The sequence below is a fragment of the Pantoea sp. MQR6 genome (assembly GCF_022761075.1).
GTDB lineage: Bacteria > Pseudomonadota > Gammaproteobacteria > Enterobacterales > Enterobacteriaceae > Pantoea > Pantoea phytostimulans.
This window is the reverse complement of the sequence record NZ_JAKYXB010000001.1, coordinates 437,022-462,939: the sequence shown is the minus strand read 5'-3', so window position 1 is coordinate 462,939 and position 25,918 is coordinate 437,022. Positions and strand designations below refer to the sequence as shown.

Here is a 25,918-nt window from a genome sequence, read left to right as displayed (position 1 = left end):
CATAAGGACAGACTATGTTAGATATCGATCGCCTTCCCGCTGACGTTCAGCGCCCGCGCTACGACCGTAGCAAACTTAAAACGCGTATGGTGCATATTGGCTTTGGCGCCTTCCACCGCGCCCATCAGGCGCTGTGCAGCGACAAGCTGGCTGAGCAAGGTTCAGATTGGGGCTATTGCGAAGTGAATCTCAACAGCGGCGCACTTATTCAGGCGCTGCGTGAACAGGATTTGCTCTACACCGTTACAGAGATGGCCGACGACTCGCTGAATACCCGCGTAATTGGCGTGATCACTGCTGCGCTGCACGGCAAAGGCGACGGAATCGAGGCGGTGATTGACGCCATGAGCCAGCCAGACGTCGCCATTATTTCGATGACCGTAACGGAAAAGGGTTATTGCCATTTACCTGCCAGCGGTGATCTCAATCCAGATCACCCTGATATCATGCATGACCTTGCCCAGCCAGACGCGCCACGCTCTTTGCCTGGCCTGATACTGGCGGCAATTCGCCGCCGTCGCGACGCCGGGTTAGCGCCGTTTAGCGTGATGTCTTGTGACAATATGCCGGAAAATGGCCATGTCTCGCGCAATGTGATTGTGCAACTGGCGCAGCGTCAGGATGACGATTTAGCCGAGTACATTCAGCACCACATCACTTTCCCTTCCACGATGGTTGATCGCATTGTACCTGCCATGACTGAAAGCGCTTTCCAGCAGCTCACCGCGCGTCTGGGTTCGGAGGATCCGGTGGCTGTAGAAGCAGAGCCGTTTTTTCAGTGGGTGGTTGAAGATAACTTTGTCAGCGGTCGCCCAGCGTGGGAAAAAGCCGGTGCCGAACTGGTAAACGATGTACTGCCTTTTGAAGAGATGAAGCTGCGGATGCTGAATGGTAGCCATTCATTCCTCGCCTATTTGGGTTTTTTGGCGGGCTACGAACACATCAGCGATTGCATGAATGACAGCCACTTCCGGGCCGCTGCTCGCGCATTAATGGTGGATGAGCAAGCGCCAACCTTGCGCACTCAAGGGGTAGATTTGCAAGCCTACGCCGACTCGTTAATCGCCCGCTATGAAAACCGCGCGATTAAACATCGTACTTATCAGATCGCTACCGATGGCACCCAAAAGTTGCCACAACGGATGTTGGATAGTCTGCGCTGGCACCTGCGTAACGGTAGCCGCTGCGACCTGCTGCTGCTTGGCATTGCCGCCTGGATGCGTTATGTCGGCGGTGTAGATGAACAAGGCCAGCCGATTGAGATACGAGATCCTCTGAAAAATGCGCTGGCCGAGTGTGTGAAAAACAGCGAAGACGGTGAAGCTCGCGTGCGGGCTTTGTTGGGGATGAACGCGGTTTTTGGCGAAGATCTGGCACAAAATGGTGACTTTCTTGCCCGATTAACGCATTTTTATCAGCAACTGGTGCAGCAAGGCGCCCGCGCTACCGTACATCAAATAATGAACGCGGCATGATTGTGCGGTAGCAAAAGCACTGGCGCAGATGCAGCGTGCTGATTAGACTGATTCTTTCTCTACGGGCTGGCTTATGTCAGCCGTAATATGGACATTGCCGCATGACGATCGCCTATACCATTACCACCAGCGAGCCAGTGAACCAGCAGATTTACCGTTATCTGCGCAAAGATATCGTCACCTGTGTGATTCAACCCGGTTCGTTGCTCTCTGAGAAAGAAGTTTCTGCTCGCTTCAATGTTTCACGTCAGCCGGTACGTGAAGCTTTTATTAAGCTGGCAGAAGCCGGATTGGTACAGGTGCTGCCACAACGTGGCACCTTCGTGCGTAAGATTTCCGCTAAACGCGTAGCCGATGGGCGTTTCATCCGCGAAGCAGTGGAGATTGCGGTGGTTCGCCGTGCCGCAGTGGAGATCGCGTCGCCGGCTTTGATGGCGCTGGAACACAATTTGCAATTGCAAAAAATGGCTGCTGAGCGGCATGACAGCCAGGCATTTCTTAGCCTGGATGATGAGTTTCACCGTTTAATTGCTGAAAGCATCAACTGCACGCTGGCGTGGGAAACGGTGGAAAATATCAAGGCGGCGATGGATCGGGTGCGCTTTTTAACCTTGAGTGAAGTTTCTCCCCCGGAAAGTTTGATTGAGCAGCATCAGGAAATTTTCGCAGCGCTACAAGCTCATGATGCTGATGCCGCAGAAGCAGCGATGCGCCGCCATCTACAAGAGATGATTTTCTCAATAACGCCCATTGCCGAACGCAACAGTGAATGGTTTGAAGGGCCTTGAGTCGTTTGTCCCCTACCTCAATCCTCTGAAGTGCGAGGTCGTTTGTCCCCCACCTCAATCCTCTGAAGTGCGAGGTCGTTTGCCCCCTACCTCAATCCTCTGAAGTGCGAGGCCGTTTGTCCCCCACCTCAATCCTCCCCCATAAATGGGGGAGGAAGATGCTGCTTTATGTGAGTGATGAGATGGCATGTGGCAGCGTCTCCTTCCCCCGCTTCGCGGGGGAAGGCCGGGATGGGGGGCAGCGCGCAGAGGACTCACCCCTTACGCAATCGTCACCTCTTTTGACAGATAAACATCCTGCACTGCATTTATCAGCGCGACGCCATCCTTCAACGATTTCTTAAACGCCTTACGTCCCAGAATCAATCCCATGCCACCGGCACGTTTGTTAATAACGGCGGTACGCACTGATTCGGCAATATCTGTTTCACCCGCTGACGCGCCACCCGAATTGATCAACCCGGCGCGGCCCATATAGCAGTTTGCTAACTGATAACGCACCAAATCGATGGGATTTTCAGTGGTCAGCTTGGTGTAAACGCGCTCATCGGTATGACCAAATTTCACCGCATTATAGCCGCCGTTGTTTTCCGCCATTTTCTGCTTAACGATATCGGCACCAATCGTCGCCGCCAAATGGTTCGCCTGACCCGTTAAATCCGCACTGGAGTGATAATCCACGCCATCCTTTTTGAAATCGTTATTGCGCAGGTAAGCCCACAATACTGTGACCAGGCCTAATTCATGTGCACGCTCAAAAGCCGCAGAAATTTCTTCAATTTGGCGGCGTGATTGCTCTGAACCGAAGTAAATAGTCGCGCCAACCGCTACTGCGCCCATGTTGAACGCCTGATCGACGCTGGCATACAGCGTTTGATCGTATTGCGCCGGATAACTCAGCGTTTCGTTGTGGTTAAGCTTCATTAAAAATGGAATGCGGTGCGCATAACGACGCGATACGGAAGCCAATACACCGTAGGTTGATGCTACGCAATTACAGCCCGCTTCGATCGCCAGTTCAACAATGTTTTTGGGATCAAAATAGTGCGGATTAGCGGCAAACGAGGCGCCAGCTGAATGCTCCACACCCTGATCGACCGGCAGAATAGAGAGATAACCGGTTCCCGCCAGGCGACCGGTGTTATACAGCGTTTGCATATTGCGCAGTACCGCAGGAGAACGGTTGTTGTCGATCATTACCCGATCAACGAAATCCGCGCCTGGTAAATACAGGCTTTCCGCTGGAAGGGTCATGCAGCGATGTTGAAGAAGGGAATCCGCTTCTTTGCCCAATAACTGTACGATGTCCGTCATGTCAACTCCTGTTAGCTGTCGAGGGTGAACCGGCACCCGCCGATTCGACCCCCACAGCCTGGACCTTATTCACGCTATGACGCAAATTGCTGACTCCATTTTTCAGACGGATCCCCAGGAAAAAGCCCCGTTTTAGTCTCTCTCCTTACCACCATTGATGGAAGTGATGCACCGGCCCAATGCCTTTGCCCACTTCCAGTGAATCAGCGTGTAACAAGGCTTGCTGCAACCAGGCTTTGGCTTCCGTTAACGTCTCCTGCCAGTTTTGATGGCGTGGACGCAGCGCCGCTAGCGCCGCCGAAAGCGTACAACCGGTGCCATGTGTGTGACGCGTATTCACACGAGGTGCGGTAAAACGTTGCTGAGCTGAGCGCGTAATCAGCCAGTCCGGGCTTTCCTCATTGCTCAGGTGTCCCCCTTTCATCAGCACCGCCTGACAACCCAACGCCAGCAGCGCTTCACCCTGCGTCAGCATTTCATCTTCGTTGTGCGCAATTGCACAATTCAACAGCGCGGCGGCTTCTGGCAAATTCGGGGTAATCAGTGAAACCTGTGGCAATAACAGTTCACGCACGCTGGCAATCGCATCCGGTGAAAGCAGTGCATCGCCGCTCTTAGCCACCATCACCGTATCCAGCACGATAAAGGGTAAACTGGCTCGTTTCAGGCGCTGAGCCACGCGCTCTACAATCGCGGTTTCCGCTAACATGCCGATTTTCGCACTATCGATGCGCACATCATCCAGCACTGAATCCAACTGCGCCGTGACAAAGTCAGGATCCACGCGGTAAACCGATTGCACGCCGCAGGTATTTTGCGCCACCAGCGCAGTAATAACGCTAGTGCCATAAGCGCCTAACGCAGAAAAAGCTTTGAGATCGGCTTGGATCCCGGCTCCGCCACTGGGATCGGTGCCGGCGATGGTTAAGGCGTTAATGCGCTTCATGCTGCCACCTCCAGCATCCATAACGCATCAAGGAACGCGGCGACAAAGGTGCCCGGCCCTTGCGCTTGCGCCGCCGCTTTTTTCCCTGCCAGCGCCATCACCCGACATGCGCAGGCAACGTTGAGCAAGCCATCACCCGGCAGGCTACTGAAAGCGGCAACCACCGCAGATAACGCGCAGCCCGTGCCGACTACACGTGTCATCAGTGGACTACCGCCGGAAATGGTTAAGGTGCGTGAGCCATCAGTGGCGTAATCGACTTCGCCGGTGACGATCACAAGGGTGTGATAATCGCGAGCAAGCTGCTGAGCGGCTGCCACTGCGGCATCGGCCTGATGCAAACTATCAACGCCTCGCCCGCCCGCAGCTTGCTGCGCTAGCGCTAAAATTTCAGAGGCATTACCGCGAATAGCGGCGGGTTTTTGACTCAGCAATTGCTGGCAGAATGCGCTGCGTAACGTGAGCGCGCCCACCGCAACCGGATCAAGTGTCCATGGCGTGCCAGCTTGATTGGCGGCGGTAACGGCGGCTTGCATAGCGAGTTGACGATCCTGCGTTAAGGTGCCCACATTAATCAGCAACGCGTCGGCAAAACCGCTGAATTGCGCAGCTTCTTCGGGATCAATAACCATGGCAGGCGACGCGTTGAGCGCCAGCAGTACATTGGCCGTGAAGGTTTGCACGACATCATTGGTCATGCAATGAACCAGCGGCGCGTGTTGGCGAAATTGATGCAGGATACGCGCGACGTGCGCGTCAGAAAGGTGTTCAGGTTGATGTGTCATCATAACTCCCAACCGGCGAACAAGAAGGCAAATGCGGTCAGGCATCAGACTTCCCTACGCTGGCATTAATCCAGATCAGGTTCAAAGGGTATATCTCAGCCTAAAAGGCACCCCTAGTCATTGATAGATAAGCATATTTTGATAATAATTGCTCAATCACTCAGTGCAATCATAGGTGAGTTGATCCCAGCTTGTAAACCGCTTTGTATCCCACTTTGACCGCTTTGATAACCCGCAGAAGCCCTATACAAAAAATCCCCGCAGTGCGAGGATCAATCATTAAGGCGTTTACTCTATTTTCTAACTGGCGAGTTAACCGCCGTAACCAAACTCCGGTAAGGCTTCTCTTCACCATCAATAAATGTTTTGCAGGTTCTTAAGGCTACAAGTTGCGGAGTTATTTTGTAATGTGCTACTAATCGGCTGATATTAATCAAGCTAACCAACATTCTGTCGTTGATTTTGTCGATGATAAGGCTATTTTCTTCGTCATCTTGAATATCAATCTTCGCCATTATGTTAGAAGTGAGTCTGTGATTTTAACTACGTCAACTGCAATGCCAGGCATTGTGAATGTTTTAACGTTGGGTAAGATTTCACGTCTCTGTGTAATGATATTTCCTTCATCAAGTGGACTAACATATTGGAATGCACTTTTCATCGACGTATGAAAACGTAACTTGCTGTATGCATCAGAACCTGCAAAAACAATCACACGGCGAAGGTTGCTATAGCGTCCTTTAGTTCCGTCGTTAACCTGCGATAAGAAACCATCAAATACCTCTAGAACGTCGATTGATGAATCTGTCAGGAATTGGGGCTAAGGCCCCAGCTAATTTATGTATTAAAAAGACGATCCTAAATTTTATCTCAGCAAATGTAATTTATTTCCCTTGCCTCCCTACCTACCCCTTATCAGGCAATACTCACCAAACGCGTTGTGATGAGGTTAACCAAGTACTCTTTAGGGAGCGTGACTGAGCCCCTGGCAGAGCCTACCACCGTGCTAAAAGCTTTTGAAATTGTAATTAATACACTGTTAATTCTGATGATTTCTTTAAATCAACAATAAAAACCTTATAATAAGAGTGGTTTACTAATAAGGGATTAAAGCCAAATGGCAATCAACGGAAAGTTTATTCTTACAGGCGCACAATTCTCTCCCCTCATACTACCAGGTATAGGGCACTTTATGGCGTTTTCTGGCAATGATCAGTATCGCAACAATGCCGCATGTGCCGCTATACCTTTTAAAGGGCCGATCCCGCTTGGTCGCTATCACATCGTGAAACGTCCTGTTAATGGGTTTAAGTCCATGCTGTACACAATGAGCCGTGAGGCCTGGACATGGCCAACAGATACCCCCGTAATTCACGCGGAATGGTTTGGACTATTTAGACAAGATTCACACGTTGATGACAAAACATTCATTGATGGCGTAGAAAGGGGGAATTTTAGATTGCATCCAATTGGTCCGGCAGGGATTTCTCAGGGATGTATAACATTACAGCACCGTAGTGACTTCATTAAAATAAGGCAGGCGCTAATGACTTATACATATGGAAATACAAACATCCCCGGAACACAATTGTATTCGTATGGAACAATTGAAGTAATCGACGGAGGAGTTTCCGGTGTGTGCTAAATCATCAGTGATTCCGAAGAAGACGCTATCCTTCGCCTTGATGTTTTTTTTATTTATGTGGTTGAACTATAAAATATTTATACCAGTAATTAAATCTAACACCTCGTGGTTTATTGATTTTACATCTGAATTAGGCTTTCACGATGCTGAAGGAGCATTTGGTCAAATGTTGGTGGCAATGTCTCTCATCGAAACAATAATAACTATGATTGCATCTCTGTTTTTATTAAAGAAATATAAAAACCGGGCTTAGCCCAGTTTATTTTATCTTTCATTCCATGCATCAGAGTGCTGGATATTGCCATCAGTGTAACGCCAGGTCACTTTTTCATACATCATTGCAACCGATTCAACGTGATTAGTTTGCCCGCTGCTAGCTTTGATGTTTGCCATCCCCGGCAAAACAGAAACGATCTTCACGCCTTCGAAGAGCATATTGAAATATTCAACCTCTTGGCCTGCATCGCTAATGCGATACCATTTGATTTCGGCAGATTTGAGTGTTTGTCCCGTTGTCACAGCCTTGAAAAGATACGGGCTTGATGCATCGAATTCCTTCTCAAAACTGATAGGCATATGTGAGCGAGTGGCGGTGATTTTGCCAGTGGTCGGGTCAACAGGAAGAGTTACACCGTGTGCAAAACCCTGCACTTCGATGCTGTTTTCACGTCCATGAACGTCAACAGAGCCTTTGATCAATGCGCCGCCATCGTCTTTAAGCCATAGATAAGCTGGAATTGGCATATGTTACTTCGTCCTTTTATTGTTAGTCCTTTCCTGGTAGAAAGCGGCACCCCGAGTCATTGTTACGGCTTGCAGCATAAGGAAGCGTGAAAACTAAAGCAAGGTAGATAAATGTTATCTTGAAGCGTATCGCATGATCTCGATCAACCCTTCCCCCCTTAAAAACAGGCTTAATGCAGCGGGTTTAAAAACGAACGGAAATAATTTAATCAGAAATAGCTTACAACGATAATTTAATTAAACCCCAGTGTTAGCTGAATTATAAATAATAAAGAACCTGCGCAAAACACAGAGCAAAGAGCACTTATTTCATGGAGTTAAGAAGATAATAAAGACGGAACTTTATACTTTCAGGAAGTATGATGCGATTCTTAGCGTTTATTCCCCATCGGCACCGCTGGCACGAGATTAATATCACCCGTCAGGGTGCAGTTTCGCCTAATGGCCGAACTTATCTTTCTACTTATATTACTGCCAGCTGCAAAAGCTGCGGTGAGATGATCCATCGGATTTATTACCGCGATATCAGCGATGAACAAGCACGTCGCTGGTTGGGTTAGTTTTACCGTTCAAGGATAGCGTGCCGACACGTTACCTACCTTAAGCCATTCAGCAGGTTACACCTTCAGCGACAACCTGTTAGTCTTAAAACTATTGAGACACTTACCTTCAGTCGCCTATGTCTACCTTGTTGGATACGCTAAGTCATCAGATCTATTTGTCAGCCCCGCTGTTTGTACTCATTTTTATCGGCTTTTGTCTGACCCGCTTTGGTAAATGGCCTGCCAGCATCAGTGAGGGTATGAACCGCTTTGTGTTCAACGTCGCCCTGCCCTGCATGTTATTTCGCGTCATGAGCGATTTTTATAAAAGCCCACCGGTGGACTTTCGCCTGTTGCTGGCTTTTTTCGGTAGCTGCTTGCTGGTGTTTATCGTTGGGCGTGCTCTCGCGACACGCTTATTTAAGCTAGATGGGGTTGCCGGTTCGGTGTTTGCACTCGGCGGCATTTTCTCGAATAACGTGATGCTGGGTATTCCCGTAGCAACGGCGCTGTTGGGAGCCGAAGCGCTGCCTTCGGTGGCGCTGGTATTGGTGTTTAACAGCCTGATTCTCTGGACGCTGCTCACCCTTTCTGTGGAATGGGCTAAGCACGGCAATTTATCCTTAAAAGGTTTAGGTCTTACTTTGATTAGCGTGCTGAAAAATCCGTTGATCATCGGCATTTTAAGCGGCACGATTTGGAGTTTTTTACAGCGCCCCCTGCCGTTAATTGCGGCGGAACCGCTACGCATGCTGGCCTCCATCGCCGCACCGCTCTCGCTGATCACGCTGGGCATGAGCCTGGCGCATTACCGGGTGCGTGAAGGATTAAAAGAGAGTTATACCATTTGTCTGCTGAAGCTGATTCTGCAACCGATGACGGTGTGGGCTATTGCGTGGTTAACTGATTTACCGCCGCTGGAGAGCAAAGTAGTGGTGTTGTTGGGTTCAATGGCGGTGGGTGTGAATGTCTATTTGATGTCGCAGAAGTTCAATGTCATTACCGGCCCGGCAGCGGCCAGCATGCTGTTTTCCACGATATTTGCAGCCATAACCACGCCGGTGTGGATGATGCTCATGTCGTTAGCGGGATACTAAAAAAAACCCCAGAACAGAGGTTCCGGGGTTATTGCGTAGCGAGTGTGTTAATTACTCAGCTGATTGCGTACGAATTAAATAATCAAAAGCGCTGAGTGAGGCTTTGGCGCCTTCACCGCTGGCGATGATGATTTGCTTGTACGGTACGGTGGTGCAGTCACCCGCAGCAAACACGCCTTTCAGAGTGGTTTCGCATTTTGCGTCGATGATGATCTCGCCCATCTTGTTACGCTCAACTGCGCCTTCCAGCCATGGTGTGTTTGGCAGCAAACCAATCTGAACAAAGATACCGGACAGCGGCAGCTCACGCGTGGTCTGGTTGGTGCGGTCAATATATTGTAAACCGGTCACTTTACTGCCATCGCCTTTTACTTCCGTGGTCTGTGCATTCAGAATCACGTCAACATTTTTCAAGCTGCGCAGTTTATCCTGCAGCACCTGATCGGCGCGCATTTCACCAGCAAACTCCAGCAGGGTGACGTGCTCAACAATACCTGCCAGATCAATTGCCGCTTCAACACCAGAGTTACCGCCGCCAATCACAGCTGTGCGTTTGCCTTTGAACAGTGGGCCATCGCAGTGTGGGCAGTAAGTCACGCCTTTAGTGCGATATTCTTCTTCGCCCGGCACACCCATATTACGCCAGCGTGCGCCGGTCGCCAGGATAATGCTGCGAGATTTCAGCACTGCACCCGACGCGGTTTCAATCGCATGCAAACCGCCTTCGACCGCAGCCGGAATCAGTTTGATGGCGCTCTGACTTTCAATCACATCAACGTTGTAATCATCAACGTGTGCGCGCAGTGAACCCGCCAGTTTTGCACCTTCCGTTTTTGGTACGGAGATGTAGTTTTCGATATCAACGGTGTCGAGCACCTGACCACCAAAACGTTCACCCATCAAACCGGTGCGGATGCCTTTACGTGCGGAGTAAATCGCTGCCGCTGCGCCCGCTGGGCCGCTGCCGACGATCAGCACTTCGTAGGCTTCACGTTTGTTTAACTCTTCTGCCGCACGCTTATCCGCGTTGGTGTCTACTTTGCTGACAATCTCCGCCAGGCTCAAACGGCCCTGACCAAACTCTTTACCGTTCAGGTAAACCGCTGGCACGCCCATGATGTTGCGTTCCTGAATCTCGTTCTGGAACAGGCCACCGTCAATCGCGGTGTGGCTGATGCGCGGATTCAACACGGCCATCAGGTTCAGCGCCTGAACGACGTCAGGGCAGTTGTGGCATGACAGCGAATAGTAAGTTTCGAAATGGAAGTCGCCATCCAGCTCAGTAACCTGATCTAACAGGCTCTGCGCTTCTTTGGATGGATGTCCACCGGTCTGCAGCAATGCCAGCACCAGTGAAGTAAATTCGTGGCCTAACGGCGAACCCGCAAAACGTGGACCGTGATCTGCGCCTGGATTAGTAATTAAAAATGAGGGTTTACGAACCTGACGATCGTTCTCTTCACGGAAGCTGACTTTCTCAGAAAGTCCCGCGATATCGACCAACAGATCACGAATCTCTGCTGATTTCGCGCCATCATCCAGTGTGGCAATCAACTCAACAGGCTTGGTTAATTTCTCAAGATAGGCCTTGAGTTGGGTTTTCAAATTTGTGTCGAGCATAGTGAGTTCCTGGTCAAAAAATCGGGTGCCGTAGCACCCGATGAGAGAAAGATCGAAGGGCTAAAGCGGGATTAGATTTTGCCAACCAGATCCAGAGATGGAGCCAGCGTTGCTTCGCCTTCTTTCCACTTAGCTGGGCACACTTCACCTGGGTGAGAAGCCACATACTGAGCCGCTTTAACTTTGCGAATCAGGTCAGATGCGTCACGGCCAATGCCTTCAGCAGTGATTTCGATTGCCTGAATGATGCCTTCTGGGTCAACGATGAAGGTACCACGATCGGCCAGACCTTCTGCTTCACGCATGATTTCGAAGTTGCGGGTCAGCGCGCCAGTTGGGTCGCCGATCATCGCATACTTGATTTTTGCGATGGTGTCAGAAGAACCGTGCCAGGCTTTGTGGGTAAAGTGGGTGTCGGTAGAAACAGAATAGATATCTACGCCCAGTTTCTGGAATTCTTCGTGATGATCAGCAACATCACCCAGTTCAGTTGGGCAAACGAAGGTGAAGTCAGCTGGATAGAAGAAGAAAACACTCCATTTACCTTCAACGTCTTTCTCGGTTACGTCGATGAATTCGCCGTTTTTGAATGCTGCGTTTTTAAACGGCTTAATTTTGGTATTGATAATAGACATGATGGCCTCCGTTAAAAGATGTGATGCACGTTACAGAATTTTTGGGCCAACATCTAATATGCAGTCGTTATCAATCAAATAAACGAAAGCTATCAAACGCCGATCTTATCAATCTTTACTCTACCTATCCCGCGTTGCAAAAAGGCGGCAAGCGCGCAAACCCTTGGGATTTGGCTCAAAGGGGATGCGTGCGAACAGCCAGCAGATCTGCAACGGGAAGTCAGACGAGTAAATGGCACCGCTGCGCAGTTTACACGTAATCTCGCTGTATTAACGCGGTTTATCATTTCTCAACTTAGCTGCTAGCTTTGTAGAAAAGATGTTTTTAGGAGCTGACTTGTGCACATTCGATTGTTTACTGAATCCGATCGCCCTTTCCTGCGCACCCTCTTTTTAGCTTCACGCCGTGAAAACTGGCACTGGATTGATGGCAGCCATTGGAAGCTTGAGGATTTCGATGCAGTGATTATTGGCGAAACGATATTGGTCGCTGAGTTAGAGGGACATCGTGTGGGTTTTGCAGGATTGCTAGAGAACGATAACTTTCTGCACAGCCTGTATGTTGATCCCGATTATCAAGGACGTGGCGTCGGCAGCGCCTTACTGGAAGCGGTGCAAGCGCGCTTTACCTCAACGGGCGCACTGAAATGCTTGCAAATGAATAAAGCGGCGCAGGCATTTTACCTGCAACACGGCTGGCAAATGATTGCGCAGGGTGAAGGCGATCAGGGGAAATATGTCTTGATGCATTATCCGCTGGCGTCAGCGTTCGCCAGCGGATCGGGCGTGGGTTAAATCGCGCGGAAGGCGATGTCGTCAGGAATGACGTCGCCTTGCCAGTAAAGCTGAGCGGCAACCCGCCCGGCTAACTGGCGATAGAGCGCAGTAAACTCACTCTCAGGGCGACGAATAACCGTGGGTTCACCGTCGTCCAGATCCTCACGCAGATTAATATGCAACGGCAGCTGCGCCAGCAATCGCGTACCGTAATCTTCTGCCAGTTTTTCAGCGCCGCCGGTACCAAAAATCGGTTCATGGAAGCCACAGTTGCTGCAAATGTGAATGCTCATGTTTTCCACAATACCCAGCACCGGCACATTCACTTTTTCAAACATGACCAAGCCTTTGCGTGCATCAATCAGCGCAATGTCTTGCGGCGTGGTCACTACCAGCGCACCCGTTACCGGAACATTTTGCGCCAGCGTGAGCTGAATATCACCGGTTCCTGGCGGCATATCCAGCACCAGGTAATCGAGTTCGGGCCACAAAGTTTCGTTCAACAGCTGCATCAGCGCTTTACTGGCCATCGGCCCGCGCCACACCATCGCGTTATCATCGGTGACCAGATAACCGATAGAGTTGGTGGCAAGGCCATGCGCCATAATCGGTGCCATGTGCGTGCCATCCGGCGAGGTTGGACGTTCATTTTCAGTGCCAAGCATGGTGGGCACTGAAGGGCCATAAATATCCGCATCCAGAATACCTACGCGTGCGCCTTCTGCCGCGAGAGCCAGCGCCATATTGACAGCGGTACTGGATTTACCGACGCCGCCCTTGCCAGAACTGACGGCAACGATATTTTTTACCCCTTTTACACCCGACTGACCTTTCACGCGCTTCAGGGTGGCAATATCGTGATTGAGCCGCCAGTCAATGGCGCGCGTACCGGTTAAACGCAGCAGCTCAGAGCTGGTTTGCGCTTTCAGCTCCTCAAAGGCGCTGGTCCAGGCAAAGGGCATAACCAGCTCGATATGCAGTTTGCCATCCAGCTGAGCAACATGGTGCAGCGCCTTGATCGCGGTAAGGTTGCGTTTGAGGGTTGGATGTTCAAAGCTGTTCAGCACGCCGACAACAACGGCGCGCAGAGCTTCAGGTGTATGCGGTTCTCGGGATTGTGATGTCATCCCCACTCCTTTTTCATTTTTCTAACGCTGTATTTCAGCGGTGTATTGTCAATACTATCAGAAGCCCACGATGATGAAGCGTACGCCGCTTGTGTTTACGCCGGAGTAGGCTTCGGTTAACATCTAAGCCCGTTTTTTCAATCAACAGAAAGCTACGCAAACTATGACTCAAGTCGCTAAAAAAATTCTGGTAACGTGCGCACTGCCTTACGCGAACGGTTCAATCCATCTCGGCCACATGCTCGAGCATATCCAGGCAGACATTTGGGTGCGTTACCAACGAATGCGTGGCAATCAGGTTTATTTCATCTGCGCTGATGATGCGCACGGCACGCCAATTATGCTCAAAGCGCAGCAGCTTGGCATTGAGCCAGAGCAGATGATTGCTGAAATGAAACAAGAGCATGAAGCGGATTTCGCGGGTTTCAATGTCAGCTATGACAATTATCACTCAACGCATGGCGATGAAAACCGTCAGCTGTCAGAACTGATCTATGGCCGCCTGAAAGAGAACGGTTTCATTAAAAACCGCGTCATTTCTCAGCTGTACGATCCTGAAAAAGGCATGTTCCTGCCCGATCGCTTTGTAAAAGGCACCTGCCCGAATTGTAAGTCACCCGATCAGTATGGCGATAACTGCGAAGTTTGTGGCGCAACTTACAGCCCAACTGAGCTGATTGATCCTAAATCGGTGGTTTCTGGTGCGACACCGGAAATGCGTGACTCTGAACATTTCTTTTTTGATCTGCCTTCGTTCAGCGAAATGCTGCAAGCCTGGACACGTTCCGGCGCGCTGCAGGAGCAGGTCGCTAACAAAATGCAGGAGTGGTTTGAGTCGGGCCTGCAACAGTGGGATATCTCCCGCGATGCGCCTTATTTCGGCTTTGAAATTCCCGATGCGCCGGGCAAATATTTCTACGTCTGGCTGGATGCGCCAATTGGTTACATGGGCTCATTCAAAAATCTGTGCGACAAGCGCGGCGACATCGACTTTGATGAGTTCTGGAAAAAAGATTCCACCACTGAGCTCTATCACTTTATCGGTAAAGACATTGTTTACTTCCACAGCCTGTTCTGGCCAGCAATGCTGGAAGGCAGCAACTTCCGCAAGCCAAACAACCTGTTCGTTCACGGCTATGTGACCGTAAACGGTGCGAAGATGTCCAAATCACGCGGCACCTTCATCAAGGCCAGCACCTGGTTGCAACACCTTGATGCCGACAGCCTGCGTTATTACTACGCAGCGAAGCTCTCTTCCCGCATCGATGATATCGACCTGAATCTGGAAGATTTCGTTCAGCGCGTGAACGCTGACATCGTGAATAAAGTGGTGAATCTGGCTTCACGTAACGCGGGCTTTATCACCAAGCGTTTCGACGGCAAGCTCGCCAGCGAACTGGCCGATCCGGCGCTGTATCAAACTTTCCTGGATGCCTCAGAGAAAATTGGTGAAGCTTGGGCGAACCGCGAATTCAGCCGTGCTATCCGTGAGATTATGGCGCTGGCCGATATCGCCAACCGTTACGTTGACGAGCAGGCTCCTTGGGTGGTGGCGAAGCAGGAAGGCCGCGATGCTGACCTGCAGGCGATCTGTTCTATGGGCATCAACATGTTCCGCGTATTGATGACCTGGCTGAAGCCCGTGCTGCCATCGCTGAGCGAACGCACCGAAGCGTTCCTAAACTCAGCGCTAAGCTGGGATGCCATTCAGCAACCGCTGCTGGATCATCAGGTGGCACCGTTTAAAGCACTTTATAGCCGCATTGAAATGACCAAAGTAAATGGTCTGATTGAAGCGTCAAAAGAAGATGCTGCAGTCGCGAACAAACCTGCGGCCAACGGCCCGCTGGCCGATGCACCGATTGGTGATGCCATTACCATTGATGACTTCGCTAAAGTTGATATGCGTGTTGCGCTTATCGAAAAAGCTGAGCTGGTCGAAGGCTCTGACAAACTGCTGCGTCTGGAGTTGGATGTGGGCGGCGAGAAGCGTCAGATTTTCTCTGGCATTCGCGCAGCCTATCCCGATCCTTCGGTATTGGTCGGCAAAATGACCATCATCGTTGCCAACCTGGCACCGCGTAAAATGCGCTTTGGCATCTCCGAAGGCATGGTGCTTTCTGCGGGTCCTGGCGGCAAAGATCTGTTCGTGCTCTCTGTGGACAGCGGTGCAGTGCCAGGCATGCCGGTTAAGTAAGCTTTTTCACTCTCTCCCTCAGCGGGAGAGAGTGTTCTTCAAATCCGTCTTTCTCCTTTTATTCCAGTCAGTAACGCAACGTTTCCCCACGTAAATGTGACCGCTAGCACGCTAAGCAGTTAATGCGTATGATGAAGCTCAGTAAAAACAGGAGCCTGTCATGCCCACCGTGCTGTCTGTCATCTGGCGCTACCTGCGCGCCTTCATCATCATTTATCTCTGTTTATATGCGGGAAATGGCATCGCGCTGTTACTGCCTATCACTATTCCCGGTAGCATCATTGGTATGCTGATCTTATTCGCCCTGCTGGCTTGTCGAATTTTGCCGGTAAAGTGGGTTAAACCCGGGTGTCATCTCATCATTCGTTATATGGCGCTGCTGTTTGTGCCGATCAGCGTAGGCGTAATGAGCTATACCGATATTTTGACCGAGCAGTTTGGTCCAATCGTGGTTTCCTGCGTCGTCAGCACTTTTCTGGTGTTAACGGTGGTGGGATTGAGCACACACAAACTGCATACGCGTCCTGTAAAGGAGCCGCGCGATGATTGATATTTGGTGGTCGCTGCCGCTGACCATCGCGGCCTTTTACATTGCACGTCGACTGGCTAAGCGATTGAAAATCTCATTGATCAATCCGCTGCTGGTCGCCATGGCGATTATCATCCCGATTCTGCTGCTGCTGCACATTCCTTACACCCGCTATTTTGCTGGCAGCCAGATCCTTAATCAGCTGTTGCAGCCTGCTGTTGTTGCGCTCGCGCTACCGCTGTATGAGCAAATGCATCAGATTCGTGCTCGCTGGAAATCAATTATCAGCGTCTGTTTTATCGGCAGCGTGACTGCCATGGTTTCCGGCACCGCAATTGCCTTATGGATGGGTGCAACACCTGAGATTGCCGCCACCATCATGCCTAAATCTGTCACCACGCCGATTGCGATGGCGGTTTCTGGCTCGCTGCAGGGTATTCCCGCCATCAGCGCTATCTGCGTGCTTATTGCCGGCGTTTTAGGGGCGGTGTTTGGCCACATGCTGCTTAACCTGCTGGGGGTTAAAACCAAGGCGGCACGGGGGCTAGCGATTGGCAATGCTTCGCACGCGCTGGGTACTGCACGCAGCGCCGAGGTTGATTTTCAGGAAGGTGCTTTCAGTTCGTTGGCGCTGGTGATCTGCGGCATTATTACTTCGCTGCTTGCGCCCTTTCTCTTTCCGCTGATGATGCACTGGTTTGGCTAAAACTTTGCGAGAGATCTCGCAAAGTTGAAACAAGCAAACTAGGTTGCATTGTCAGAGCGACGGGGATCACATATAACCGTTATCCGGCACCTTTTCCTGATGATTTAAGAGGCTTTCATGCACCCACGTTTCCTCGCTGCTTTCGACGCGTTGCCGTCAACGCTGCAAACTGCGCTTCGCCCGATTTTGGATGATCCTGATTTTCACGCTGTGCTGACAGCCACACAGGTCGCCAATCTGCAACAGCAAACGCAACTGGATACCGATAACCTGGCGCTTGCGTTGTTACCGCTGGCGGCTGCCTGCGCGGTAGCCACGGTTTCGCATTTTAATGTCGGGGCTATTGCGCGCGGTATCAGCGGCAACTGGTATTTCGGTGCCAATATGGAGTTCGTCGGTGCGCCACTGCAACAAACCGTTCACGCCGAGCAGAGCGCTATCACCCATGCCTGGCTGCGCGGTGAGCGTCGGCTGGAAACCATCACCGTAAATTACACGCCATGTGGTCATTGCCGTCAGTTTATGAACGAATTGAACAGCGGCACCGCGATTCGTATCAGCCTGCCTCAACGCGCAATCAGCACGCTGGCCGATTACCTCCCCGATGCCTTTGGCCCACGCGATCTGGCGATCACAGAATTACTGATGGATGAAGTGGATCACGGCTACCGCGCAGAAGGTGATGCCTTGGTACAAGCTGCCGTAGCTGCTGCTAACGCCAGCCATGCGCCTTATAGCCAGTCTCACAGCGGTGTTGCGCTGATCACCGCATCAGGGCGAACCATTACTGGCCGTTATGCTGAAAATGCGGCGTTCAATCCAAGTCTGCCGCCGTTACAGGCCGCGTTGATCCTGCTGAACATGCACGGTGAAGCCTGCGATCAAGTAAAAAGCGCCGTTTTAGCGGAAGTGAAAGATGCCACGCTGAGTCAGTTTGCCGCGACACAAGCAACGCTTAAGGCGCTGGGCTGCAACGAACTGTTGCAGGTTGAATTGCACAAAGCATAACCTTTTGTCATACCGCCAGCAGTTTTGTGACCTTTTATTAACAAGTGCTGTACTTCTGCGGGAAAATTACTAGGATCTGGCGCCAGAATTCACGTTATAACAATTACCCAGATTGATTTGCGCTGCATTGCAGTACTGCCAAACGCGTCTGCCCTTGATAGTTTGCTTTGGTTATTCATTGAGATAAATAAGCGCGGCCAATGCATCAGCAGCCTGAATCAGGATGGGAAAAAAACTGGCGTTACCTTTCCGGCGTCACGCCAGACACTACCGCAACCGGAGCATCATTGCATGGAACTCGACTACGAAAGTAAACGTCCGCTTTACATCCCTTACGCAGGCCCGATTTTACTGGAATTTCCCCTTCTGAATAAAGGCAGCGCCTTCTCCCTCGAAGAACGTAATGAATTTAACCTTAGAGGTTTGCTGCCTGAAGCGGTAGAAAGTATTGAAGAGCAAGCGCAGCGCGCCTGGCGTCAGTTCCAGGACTTCAAAAATAATAACGATAAGCACGTCTATCTGCGCAATATCCAGGACACCAACGAAACCCTGTTCTACCGCCTGCTGGATAATCATCTTGAAGAGATGATGCCGATCATCTATACCCCAACCGTCGGCGCCGCGTGCGAACACTTCTCAGAAATTTATCGTCGCGCGCGTGGCGTGTTCATCTCTTACCCGAACCGCGATCACATCGAAGACATGCTGCAAAACGCCACTAAACAGAACGTGAAAGTGATCGTGGTCACTGATGGCGAGCGCATTCTTGGCTTGGGCGATCAGGGTATCGGCGGCATGGGTATTCCAATTGGTAAGCTTTCGCTCTACACCGCTTGTGGCGGTATCTCTCCCGCTTACACCTTGCCGGTGGTGCTGGATGTCGGCACCAATAACCAGCAGTTGCTGAACGATCCGCTCTATATGGGCTGGCGTCATCCGCGCATTACCGGCGAAGAGTATGATGCGTTTGTGAATGACTTTATTCAGGCCGTTAAGCGCCGCTGGCCGAAAGTGCTGTTGCAGTTTGAAGATTTTGCGCAGAAGAACGCTATGCCACTGCTGGAGCGTTATCGTGATGAAGTCTGCTGCTTCAACGATGACATTCAGGGCACCGCCGCCGTTACCGTCGGGACATTAATTGCCGCCAGCCGTGCTGCAGGCAGTCGTTTGTGCGAGCAAAAAGTGGTATTCCTGGGCGCAGGTTCAGCCGGTTGTGGTATCGCCGAGCAGATTATCGCTCAGATGAAATCAGAAGGATTAAGCGACGACGAAGCACGCGGCCGCGTCATGATGGTTGATCGCTTTGGTTTGTTAACGGATAAACTGCCTAACCTGCTCAACTTCCAGAGCAAGCTGGTGCAAAAGAGTGAAAACCTCAAAGGGTGGGACGTTACCAACGACGCTATTTCGCTGCTGGATGTGGTGCGCAATGCGCAGCCAGACATTCTGATTGGTGTTTCGGGTCAACCGGGCCTGTTTACCGAAGAGATTATTCGCGAGATGCACAAACATTGCGCGCGTCCTATCGTCATGCCGCTCTCCAACCCAACGTCACGCGTTGAAGCGACGCCTGCGGATATTATCGCCTGGACTGACGGGGCCGCGCTGGTCGCCACCGGTAGCCCGTTCTCACCGGTAAGCTGGAACGGCAAAACCTATCCGATTGCGCAGTGTAATAACTCCTATATCTTCCCAGGTATCGGTTTAGGTGTGATTGCGTCAGGTGCCAGCCGCGTTACCGACACCATGTTGATGACCGCCAGTCGCGCCCTTGCAGATTGTTCACCGCTGGTGAATGACGGCGAAGGGCCGGTGCTGCCAGAAATCAAAGATATTCAGGGTGTGTCGAAAATCATCGCGATGGAAGTAGGCAAGGCCGCACAGCTCGCGGGCGTTGCTGTTGTTACGTCAGAAGATGTGCTGTCACTGGCTATTTCGAATAACTTTTGGCTGCCGCAGTATCGTCATTATCGTCGTACCTCAATTTAACGGCTTGAGTGCCGGGTCGAATCAGATCCGGCACTGCCTAATTTTGCATCAGCCAACCGGCGCAAACTTGCTTCCCCGATGTACCTCAAGTAGCCTTGACCCATCAAATTATCCTGACGTTGAGTGCCCACGCGCATGTTGAAACGCGTTTTCATTGGTCTGCTTTTCATCATCTTATTCATGGTGGGGACTGCTATTGGCCTCGATCGCTGGATTAGCTGGAAAACCGCTCCCTACATTTATGAGAATGTTTCGGCATTGCCGCATCGTCAGGTTGGTGTGGTATTAGGCACAGCCAAATATTATCGAACCGGCGTCATTAATCAGTATTACCTTTATCGCATGCAGGGTGCGCTCAATGCGTATAACAGCGGCAAGGTGAATTATCTGCTGCTGAGCGGGGATAACGCTTTACAGAGCTACAACGAGCCAATGACAATGCGCCGTGACTTAATCAAAGCGGGCGTCGATCCTGCTGACATCGTGCTGGATTATGCCGGTTTTCGTACTCTGGATTCGATTGTCCGTACTCGTAAAGTATTTGATACCAATGACTTCATTATTATTACTCAACGCTTTCACTGTGAACGCGCACTGTTTATTGCGCTGCACTTAGGGATTCAGGCGCAATGTTATGCCGTGCCCTCGCCTAAAAATATGCTGAGCGTTCGCGCACGTGAGGTTGCTGCGCGGTTAGGCGCGTTAAGCGATCTGTTTGTCATGAAGCGTGAACCGCGTTTCTTAGGTCCACTGGTGCCGATTCCGGCGGTGCGTGAAATACCTGAAGATGCGCAAAGCTATCCTGCAGTGACGCCGGAACAGCTGCTGGAACAAGAGCAGAAGCAGAAGCCAGCCAAATAAAAAAGCGACCCGAAGGTCGCTTTTTCGTTATTGCGGAAATTACTTTTTGCGCGAGTATTTCAGTGAATCCAGCGCGACGGCAAAGATAATAATGCCGCCCTTGATGATGTACTGCCAATATGGGTTCACGCCGATATAGGTCAAACCGTAGTTGATGACGGTAAAGATCAGCACACCGGTAACTACGCCCGCCACGGTGCCGACACCGCCGGCAAAGGAGACGCCGCCTACCACGCACGCTGCGATAGCATCAAGTTCGTACATAAAGCCAAGGTTGTTAGTCGCCGAGCCGATACGTCCCGCTTCCAGCATACCGCCGAAGGCATAGAACACCCCTGACAGCGCATAGATCATGATCAGGTTTAATGGCACGTTCACGCCGGAAACTCTTGCTGCTTCAGGATTACCGCCGATAGCAAAGATGTTTTTGCCGAAACGGGTTTTATTCCACAGGATCCAGACAAACACGATGGCAATCACGGCATAAAACGTAATAAACGAAAGCTTAAAGTCGCCAAAGCGCAGGAATCCTTGCGCAAATTTAGAGAAGCCTGCATCAAAACCGGCTATTGGCGATGCGCCAACATAGTCGTAATAAAGCGAGTTGATGCCGTAAACGATAATCATGGTGCCTAACGTGGTGATAAATGGCGTCACTTTCAGGTACGCAATAATCACGCCGTTCACCAGACCAATAACACCACCGATAATACACACGGTCACAATAACCAAGGGAATCGGTACGGTATCCATGTTAGGAAAAACTTTATTGGCGTTGTCCATCGCCTGTAGCAAAGTCGCTGCCACAACAGCCGCTAAGCCCACCTGACGACCCGCTGACAGGTCGGTACCCTGCGTAACAATTAAACCCGCTACACCCAGCGCGATAATAATACGCACCGAGGATTGGGTCAGAATATTACTCAGGTTCATTAAACTTAAAAATGTCGGATCCTGGAAAATAATAATGGCCAATAAAACCAGCAGCACAACGTAAATGCCGCCCTCTTTCAACCAGGTTAGCGCATTCTTTTTTGTAGTCGCTTTCATGTTAACAGCCCTTGCTTCATTAAAGGTGTAATGACGCTAAACGCAATATTTCGTTCTGCGTGGTCGTTTTAGTTTCAACAATGCCTGCTACCATGCCGTTACTCATTACCAAAATACGATCGGTAATGCCTAATAGCTCGGGCATTTCGGAAGAGATAATAATGATGCCTTTCTCTTTTTTCGCCAGCTCAGCAATTAACTGGTAAATTTCGAACTTCGCGCCAACATCAATGCCGCGTGTAGGTTCATCAAGCATCAGGATTTCAGGCTGGGTCAATAACCAGCGACCAATAATAACTTTTTGTTGGTTACCCCCGGAAAGGGAACCAATTTGCGTATGGTGGCCTGGCGTTTTAACACGCATGGCATCGATAACCCATTGGGTATCGCTTTTCATGCGTTTATTATCCAGCAGCCCCATACTATTTTTATATTTTTTGATATTGGAGATAAGCGAGTTAAAGCCAATATCTAAATACGCATAAATCCCGGTTGAGCGACGCTCTTCCGTTACCAGCGCAAAACCATGGTTAATGGCTTCGTTGGCGCTGTGGTTATTGATCGCTTTACCGTGCAGCTTAATAGTGCCGCCCGACTTTTCACGAATACCAAACAGTGTCTCGACAATATCGGTCCTTTTAGCGCCCACCAGACCGGCAATACCGAGAATCTCCCCTTTACGCAAATCAAATGAAATATCGCGAATCGAAGGCTGACGCAAGGAGGTCAAATGACGCACCTCAAGAATGGTCTCGCCAGGTACATTACTTTTATCGGGGAAGCGCTGATTCAATGAACGCCCAACCATCATAGCGATGATCTTGTCCATATCCAGCCCTTCCAGTGGCTGAGAGGCGATCCACTGACCGTCGCGCAAGATAGTAATTTCATCACACAGTTGGAATATCTCTTCCATCTTGTGAGAAATATAAACAATGCCACAGCCGCGATCTTTCAGTTTACGAATAATGGTGAAAAGGTGATTCACCTCTTTCTCGGTTAACGAGGAAGTCGGCTCATCCATAATCACAATTTTTGCGTCGTAAGAGAACGCTTTGGCAATTTCAATCATCTGCATTTGCGAGACGGAAAGATTAGCCACTTTGTCGCGCGGATCAATATCGATATCAAGCTCATCAAATATCGCTTTGGTATCGCGATACATTTTATCCTGATCGACAAAAAAGCCTTTGCGTGGATAACGTCCGAGCCACATGTTATCCATTACGGTGCGTTGAAGAACCAGGTTTAATTCCTGATGCACCATTGAAACGCCATTTTCCAGCGCCTCTTTAGAACTTTTATAATCTATTTCCTTACCCTGAAACAGGATACTTCCCGTGTCTTTCTTATAAATACCAAACAGGCATTTTAATAATGTTGATTTACCGGCGCCGTTTTCACCCATCAATGCATGAACGGAGTGAGGCCGCACTTTTAAATTCACATTATCTAAAGCTTTTACCCCCGGAAATGATTTACTGACATCAGTCATTTCCAGCAGATATTCACGCTGCGCGGTCGTATTATCACTGGCCATAATTTACCTGGCTTAAAAAAACGGTGGTCACGTGAAAAAGGCGCGGTATTCACCGCGCCCGGATTCAAATTTATTTCTGGAATTGCGACAGGTTTTCTTTATCAACCGGTACGTAAGGTACGCGGACGATTTTATCAACCATCTTGAAGTTAGTGCCTTCAAGTGCTTGCTTGCCATCAGCCAGGTTTTTAGCGATATCCAGCGTGGCTTTTGCCTGGTTTTCTGCATCATTCAACACAGTACCGGCCAGCGCGCCCGATTTAACCAGCGCTAACGCTTCTGGCAATGCATCCACACCGAATACCGGTACAGAAGTCATGTTGTGCGCTTTCAGCGCTTCAACAGCACCCATTGCCATCGCATCGTTGTTAGCGATAACCACTTCGATTTTTTTGGCGTTAGGACCCGATAACCAGGCATCCATCTTGTCTTTAGCCTGTGCGGTATCCCACATTGCCGTATCCATCGCTAACTGCTGGGTTTTCAGGCCGTCTTTGTTCAGCGTGTCGATCACGTATTTGGTACGTGCTTCGGCATCTGGATGGCCCGGTTCACCTTTCAGCAACACGAACTGAATCTGACCATCTTTGTTCAGATCCCATGCTGGCGTGGCTTTCCAGTGCTTCTCAATCAGCTGACCCTGGATGATGCCCGATTCTTTAGAGTCGGTGCCGACGTAGTAAGCTTTGTCGTAACCAGCCAAAACTTTGGCGTTAGGTTCTTTGTTGAAGAACACAATCGGTACGTCGTTGCTGCGCGCTTTATCCACGACTACGGCGGCAGCTGCTGGGTCAACCAGGTTGATAGCCAGCGCTTTCACGCCTTTCGCCATCAAAACGTCGATTTGGTCATTCTGTTTGGATTGGTCGTTCTGCGAGTCGTTCATCAGCAGCTGCACGCCGCCCACCGTTTTCGCTTCTTTCTCAATATCCTTGCGCACCATTGACATGAAGTTGTCATCGTATTTGTAAATGGTAACGCCGATACGGGTGTCAGCTGCGTGAGCAGTTGCACCAAACATCATGCTGGCAACCAGTGCTGTGAGCGTGAAAACCTTCTTATTCATGGTATCTCCGGTTTTTTATGCAGGGTCTTTTTAGCTCTACCGCGCCAGAGCGACGGGAGAACAATCGGTAAAATAATTTGGCAAGGCGGGATACGCTAAAACGTTATGCTAAGCCGCTGGATTGCCATCCAAACCTGACTTCCCTGTGCGCTAACGCTTCCTGAAAAATGTTGTGAACCCTTTTAATCGGCTGCTGAAACCACGCCCTTCGACGTTGCGGTGGCGTTACATAATGTTTCAGTCCGGTAAGACGCTGCCATCATAGTGAGGGCCATGTTAATTAACTGTGAATACAATCACAGATTGAAAACGGTTACATGGCTGAATCGCCTGAATTAGTGACGGAGTCCACATTTTGCTTTTGCGCCACTGAGTGACGACGCACTAACGTCGGCATGAAAATGTGCGTCGCACTTTCATCCAGTAAATCTGCAGCGCCTTGCAATGCCAACTCTGTCGCCAATTTAGCCATAGAAACAATGGGATAACGTACAGTGGTTAATTGAGGATCGGTGTAACGCGAGATAGGAATGTCATCAAAGCCAATGACAGAAAAATGCTGTGGCACCTGAATACCGTTGTCTTTGAGTGCCGTGAGCGCACCTGCTGCCATGCTGTCGTTATAGGCAAACACCGCACTCAAATTAAGATTGCGGCCTAAAAGCTCTACCATTGCTGCTTCGCCGCCCTGCATATCAGGCTCCGCGCTGGCAATCCAGCTCTCCTGCGGGCGAATGCCTTGCTCGCTCATCGCCTGCATCCAGCCTTCACGCCGCTGGCTTACGTCCTCAATAGGATGACTTGAGCAGAGATAGCCAATGCGCGTATGTCCTTGTTGCAAAAGCGTTCTGGAGGCCATTAATGCACCGGTGACATTATCCAGACTGACACAGCGTGATTCAAAACCCGGCACAATGCGGTTGATAACCACCATACCGGGAACCTGCTGCATGAAATTTGCCAGTTCATGGTCTGAAAGCGTTTTCGCATGCACCACCAATGCATTGCAGCGCTGACGTATCAACACCTCAATGGCGTTGCGCTCTCTCTCCTCCTGATGCCAGGAATTGCTGATCAAGACATGCTTGTGTACGCGCTGCGCCACGGTATCCACCGCTTTAACCAGCGCGCCAAAAAAAGGATCCGAGACGTCCATGACCACGACACCAATGGTATCGCTGATCTGTGTTGCCAGGGCTTGAGCATTGGCGTTAGGGCGATAACCCAGCGCATCAACCGCTTGTAACACGGCATCACGGGTTTCAGAGGTGACCGCGCTGCTATTATTTAGTACGCGCGAGACGGTCGCCACCGACACGCCAGCCTGACGGGCAACATCACGAATCGTTATCATGCAGCAGTTCCACAGAGGAAGAGAAAGGCATCACGCCGGTAAGAATACCGGCGCTATTTTGTCAGGGGCGAAGACGCTACAGCGTGAATTGCGTCACATCAATGAAAACGGTTACATACAATT

23 protein-coding genes and 1 riboswitch are annotated in these 25,918 nt (G+C 50.4%); of the genes, 12 read left to right on the top strand and 11 right to left on the bottom strand.

The genetic code is table 11. From position 1 onward, the window contains the following. Window positions 1-14: 14 nt before the first annotated feature. Window positions 15-1,475: a mannitol dehydrogenase family protein gene (locus MUG06_RS02050; protein WP_243077567.1), complete on the top strand. Its 1,461-nt coding sequence runs from the start codon at window positions 15-17 to the stop codon at window positions 1,473-1,475. Between the two features lie 101 nt (window positions 1,476-1,576). After that, window positions 1,577-2,263 carry a GntR family transcriptional regulator gene (locus tag MUG06_RS02045; protein ID WP_243077566.1) on the top strand — a complete coding sequence of 229 codons (687 nt, stop codon included), beginning with the start codon at window positions 1,577-1,579 and terminating at the stop codon, window positions 2,261-2,263. 261 nt (window positions 2,264-2,524) lie between these two features. Here MUG06_RS02045 and fbaB read toward each other — a convergent pair whose 3' ends face one another. The 3 genes from fbaB to thiM form a co-directional block, all read right to left on the bottom strand. Next, window positions 2,525-3,577, bottom strand: a complete 1,053-nt coding sequence (gene fbaB / locus MUG06_RS02040; protein ID WP_215846217.1) for a class I fructose-bisphosphate aldolase — start codon at window positions 3,575-3,577, stop codon at window positions 2,525-2,527. A 145-nt stretch (window positions 3,578-3,722) separates the two neighbouring features. Continuing rightward, complete coding sequence (gene thiD / locus MUG06_RS02035) at window positions 3,723-4,523, bottom strand: bifunctional hydroxymethylpyrimidine kinase/phosphomethylpyrimidine kinase (RefSeq protein WP_243077565.1); 801 nt, start codon at window positions 4,521-4,523, stop codon at window positions 3,723-3,725. Beyond that, complete coding sequence (gene thiM / locus MUG06_RS02030; RefSeq protein WP_243078475.1) at window positions 4,520-5,308, bottom strand: hydroxyethylthiazole kinase; 789 nt, start codon at window positions 5,306-5,308, stop codon at window positions 4,520-4,522. The genes thiD and thiM overlap by 4 nt, the downstream gene beginning before the upstream one ends. Before the next feature lie 34 nt (window positions 5,309-5,342). Beyond that, window positions 5,343-5,433: riboswitch (TPP riboswitch) on the bottom strand. Between the two features lie 992 nt (window positions 5,434-6,425). On the opposite strand from thiM, the gene MUG06_RS02025 reads away from it, so the two are divergent. Then, on the top strand, window positions 6,426-6,953 hold the full coding sequence (locus MUG06_RS02025; RefSeq protein ID WP_243077564.1) for a DUF2778 domain-containing protein: 528 nt from the start codon (window positions 6,426-6,428) through the stop codon (window positions 6,951-6,953). 264 nt (window positions 6,954-7,217) lie between these two features. Here MUG06_RS02025 and MUG06_RS02020 read toward each other — a convergent pair whose 3' ends face one another. Beyond that, window positions 7,218-7,697: an Hcp family type VI secretion system effector gene (locus tag MUG06_RS02020; RefSeq protein WP_243077563.1), complete on the bottom strand. Its 480-nt coding sequence runs from the start codon at window positions 7,695-7,697 to the stop codon at window positions 7,218-7,220. 362 nt (window positions 7,698-8,059) lie between these two features. Here MUG06_RS02020 and MUG06_RS02015 point away from each other — a divergent pair, with 362 nt between their 5' ends. Both MUG06_RS02015 and MUG06_RS02010 read left to right on the top strand, forming a co-directional pair. Next, the gene (locus MUG06_RS02015; RefSeq protein WP_243078474.1) at window positions 8,060-8,257 is read left to right on the top strand and encodes a yippee family protein; all 198 of its coding nucleotides are present in this window, start codon (window positions 8,060-8,062) and stop codon (window positions 8,255-8,257) included. A gap of 119 nt (window positions 8,258-8,376) precedes the next feature. Then, a complete protein-coding gene (locus tag MUG06_RS02010; RefSeq protein WP_243077562.1) occupies window positions 8,377-9,336 on the top strand; it encodes an AEC family transporter in 960 nt (319 codons plus the stop codon). Window positions 9,337-9,387: 51 nt separating this feature from the next. Here the strand turns inward: MUG06_RS02010 and ahpF are convergent, their stop codons facing one another. Further along, entirely contained in the window at window positions 9,388-10,956 is a 1,569-nt protein-coding gene (ahpF, locus tag MUG06_RS02005) for an alkyl hydroperoxide reductase subunit F (RefSeq protein ID WP_243077561.1), read from the bottom strand. Between the two features lie 71 nt (window positions 10,957-11,027). Continuing rightward, the gene (gene ahpC, locus MUG06_RS02000) at window positions 11,028-11,591 is read right to left on the bottom strand and encodes an alkyl hydroperoxide reductase subunit C (RefSeq protein WP_215846206.1); all 564 of its coding nucleotides are present in this window, start codon (window positions 11,589-11,591) and stop codon (window positions 11,028-11,030) included. A gap of 339 nt (window positions 11,592-11,930) precedes the next feature. Here ahpC and MUG06_RS01995 point away from each other — a divergent pair, with 339 nt between their 5' ends. Further along, window positions 11,931-12,386: a GNAT family N-acetyltransferase gene (locus MUG06_RS01995; protein WP_243077560.1), complete on the top strand. Its 456-nt coding sequence runs from the start codon at window positions 11,931-11,933 to the stop codon at window positions 12,384-12,386. Here MUG06_RS01995 and apbC read toward each other — a convergent pair. Next, window positions 12,383-13,495, bottom strand: a complete 1,113-nt coding sequence (apbC, locus tag MUG06_RS01990) for an iron-sulfur cluster carrier protein ApbC (RefSeq protein WP_243077559.1) — start codon at window positions 13,493-13,495, stop codon at window positions 12,383-12,385. The two genes, MUG06_RS01995 and apbC, sit on opposite strands and share 4 nt — an antisense overlap. Window positions 13,496-13,658: 163 nt before the next feature. On the opposite strand from apbC, the gene metG reads away from it, so the two are divergent. The 6 genes from metG to sanA all read left to right on the top strand — a co-directional run bounded on the left by metG (window position 13,659) and on the right by sanA (window position 20,785). Then, window positions 13,659-15,692: a methionine--tRNA ligase gene (gene metG, locus MUG06_RS01985; RefSeq protein ID WP_243077558.1), complete on the top strand. Its 2,034-nt coding sequence runs from the start codon at window positions 13,659-13,661 to the stop codon at window positions 15,690-15,692. 160 nt (window positions 15,693-15,852) lie between these two features. After that, window positions 15,853-16,242, top strand: a complete 390-nt coding sequence (locus tag MUG06_RS01980; protein WP_215846204.1) for a CidA/LrgA family protein — start codon at window positions 15,853-15,855, stop codon at window positions 16,240-16,242. Then, complete coding sequence (locus MUG06_RS01975; RefSeq protein ID WP_215846203.1) at window positions 16,235-16,927, top strand: CidB/LrgB family autolysis modulator; 693 nt, start codon at window positions 16,235-16,237, stop codon at window positions 16,925-16,927. The genes MUG06_RS01980 and MUG06_RS01975 overlap by 8 nt, the downstream gene beginning before the upstream one ends. 117 nt (window positions 16,928-17,044) lie before the next feature. Further along, window positions 17,045-17,935 (top strand): cytidine deaminase, encoded by an 891-nt coding sequence (gene cdd, locus MUG06_RS01970; RefSeq protein WP_243077557.1) that lies wholly within the window; start codon window positions 17,045-17,047, stop codon window positions 17,933-17,935. A gap of 291 nt (window positions 17,936-18,226) precedes the next feature. Next, the gene (locus MUG06_RS01965; RefSeq protein ID WP_215846201.1) at window positions 18,227-19,924 is read left to right on the top strand and encodes an NAD-dependent malic enzyme; all 1,698 of its coding nucleotides are present in this window, start codon (window positions 18,227-18,229) and stop codon (window positions 19,922-19,924) included. 135 nt (window positions 19,925-20,059) lie between these two features. Continuing rightward, window positions 20,060-20,785, top strand: a complete 726-nt coding sequence (gene sanA / locus MUG06_RS01960) for an outer membrane permeability protein SanA (protein ID WP_243077556.1) — start codon at window positions 20,060-20,062, stop codon at window positions 20,783-20,785. A gap of 39 nt (window positions 20,786-20,824) precedes the next feature. Here the strand turns inward: sanA and mglC are convergent, their stop codons facing one another. The 4 genes from mglC to galS all read right to left on the bottom strand — a co-directional run bounded on the left by mglC (window position 20,825) and on the right by galS (window position 25,795). Then, window positions 20,825-21,835, bottom strand: coding sequence for a galactose/methyl galactoside ABC transporter permease MglC (gene mglC / locus MUG06_RS01955; protein WP_215846199.1), 1,011 nt, complete (start codon window positions 21,833-21,835; stop codon window positions 20,825-20,827). Window positions 21,836-21,854: 19 nt separating this feature from the next. Then, entirely contained in the window at window positions 21,855-23,375 is a 1,521-nt protein-coding gene (mglA, locus tag MUG06_RS01950; RefSeq protein ID WP_243077555.1) for a galactose/methyl galactoside ABC transporter ATP-binding protein MglA, read from the bottom strand. A gap of 70 nt (window positions 23,376-23,445) precedes the next feature. After that, window positions 23,446-24,441, bottom strand: coding sequence for a galactose/glucose ABC transporter substrate-binding protein MglB (gene mglB / locus MUG06_RS01945; RefSeq protein WP_215846198.1), 996 nt, complete (start codon window positions 24,439-24,441; stop codon window positions 23,446-23,448). 313 nt (window positions 24,442-24,754) lie between these two features. After that, complete coding sequence (gene galS / locus MUG06_RS01940; protein WP_215846196.1) at window positions 24,755-25,795, bottom strand: HTH-type transcriptional regulator GalS; 1,041 nt, start codon at window positions 25,793-25,795, stop codon at window positions 24,755-24,757. Between the last annotated feature and the right edge of the window lie 123 nt (window positions 25,796-25,918).

What these genes read in the sequence shown, in the direction of transcription:
- thiM (WP_243078475.1), bottom strand. Translation starts at nt 5,308, where the DNA reads ATGACACATCAACCTGAACACCTTTCTGACGCGCACGTCGCGCGTATC.
- sanA (WP_243077556.1), top strand. Translation starts at nt 20,060, where the DNA reads ATGTTGAAACGCGTTTTCATTGGTCTGCTTTTCATCATCTTATTCATG.
- mglC (WP_215846199.1), bottom strand. Translation starts at nt 21,835, where the DNA reads ATGAAAGCGACTACAAAAAAGAATGCGCTAACCTGGTTGAAAGAGGGC.
- mglA (WP_243077555.1), bottom strand. Translation starts at nt 23,375, where the DNA reads ATGGCCAGTGATAATACGACCGCGCAGCGTGAATATCTGCTGGAAATG.
- mglB (WP_215846198.1), bottom strand. Translation starts at nt 24,441, where the DNA reads ATGAATAAGAAGGTTTTCACGCTCACAGCACTGGTTGCCAGCATGATG.
- MUG06_RS01965 (WP_215846201.1), top strand. Translation starts at nt 18,227, where the DNA reads ATGGAACTCGACTACGAAAGTAAACGTCCGCTTTACATCCCTTACGCA.
- MUG06_RS02015 (WP_243078474.1), top strand. Translation starts at nt 8,060, where the DNA reads ATGCGATTCTTAGCGTTTATTCCCCATCGGCACCGCTGGCACGAGATT.
- cdd (WP_243077557.1), top strand. Translation starts at nt 17,045, where the DNA reads ATGCACCCACGTTTCCTCGCTGCTTTCGACGCGTTGCCGTCAACGCTG.
- apbC (WP_243077559.1), bottom strand. Translation starts at nt 13,495, where the DNA reads ATGACATCACAATCCCGAGAACCGCATACACCTGAAGCTCTGCGCGCC.
- thiD (WP_243077565.1), bottom strand. Translation starts at nt 4,523, where the DNA reads ATGAAGCGCATTAACGCCTTAACCATCGCCGGCACCGATCCCAGTGGC.
- ahpC (WP_215846206.1), bottom strand. Translation starts at nt 11,591, where the DNA reads ATGTCTATTATCAATACCAAAATTAAGCCGTTTAAAAACGCAGCATTC.
- MUG06_RS02010 (WP_243077562.1), top strand. Translation starts at nt 8,377, where the DNA reads ATGTCTACCTTGTTGGATACGCTAAGTCATCAGATCTATTTGTCAGCC.
- galS (WP_215846196.1), bottom strand. Translation starts at nt 25,795, where the DNA reads ATGATAACGATTCGTGATGTTGCCCGTCAGGCTGGCGTGTCGGTGGCG.
- MUG06_RS02050 (WP_243077567.1), top strand. Translation starts at nt 15, where the DNA reads ATGTTAGATATCGATCGCCTTCCCGCTGACGTTCAGCGCCCGCGCTAC.
- MUG06_RS01975 (WP_215846203.1), top strand. Translation starts at nt 16,235, where the DNA reads ATGATTGATATTTGGTGGTCGCTGCCGCTGACCATCGCGGCCTTTTAC.
- MUG06_RS02025 (WP_243077564.1), top strand. Translation starts at nt 6,426, where the DNA reads ATGGCAATCAACGGAAAGTTTATTCTTACAGGCGCACAATTCTCTCCC.
- ahpF (WP_243077561.1), bottom strand. Translation starts at nt 10,956, where the DNA reads ATGCTCGACACAAATTTGAAAACCCAACTCAAGGCCTATCTTGAGAAA.
- metG (WP_243077558.1), top strand. Translation starts at nt 13,659, where the DNA reads ATGACTCAAGTCGCTAAAAAAATTCTGGTAACGTGCGCACTGCCTTAC.
- MUG06_RS02045 (WP_243077566.1), top strand. Translation starts at nt 1,577, where the DNA reads ATGACGATCGCCTATACCATTACCACCAGCGAGCCAGTGAACCAGCAG.
- fbaB (WP_215846217.1), bottom strand. Translation starts at nt 3,577, where the DNA reads ATGACGGACATCGTACAGTTATTGGGCAAAGAAGCGGATTCCCTTCTT.
- MUG06_RS02020 (WP_243077563.1), bottom strand. Translation starts at nt 7,697, where the DNA reads ATGCCAATTCCAGCTTATCTATGGCTTAAAGACGATGGCGGCGCATTG.
- MUG06_RS01980 (WP_215846204.1), top strand. Translation starts at nt 15,853, where the DNA reads ATGCCCACCGTGCTGTCTGTCATCTGGCGCTACCTGCGCGCCTTCATC.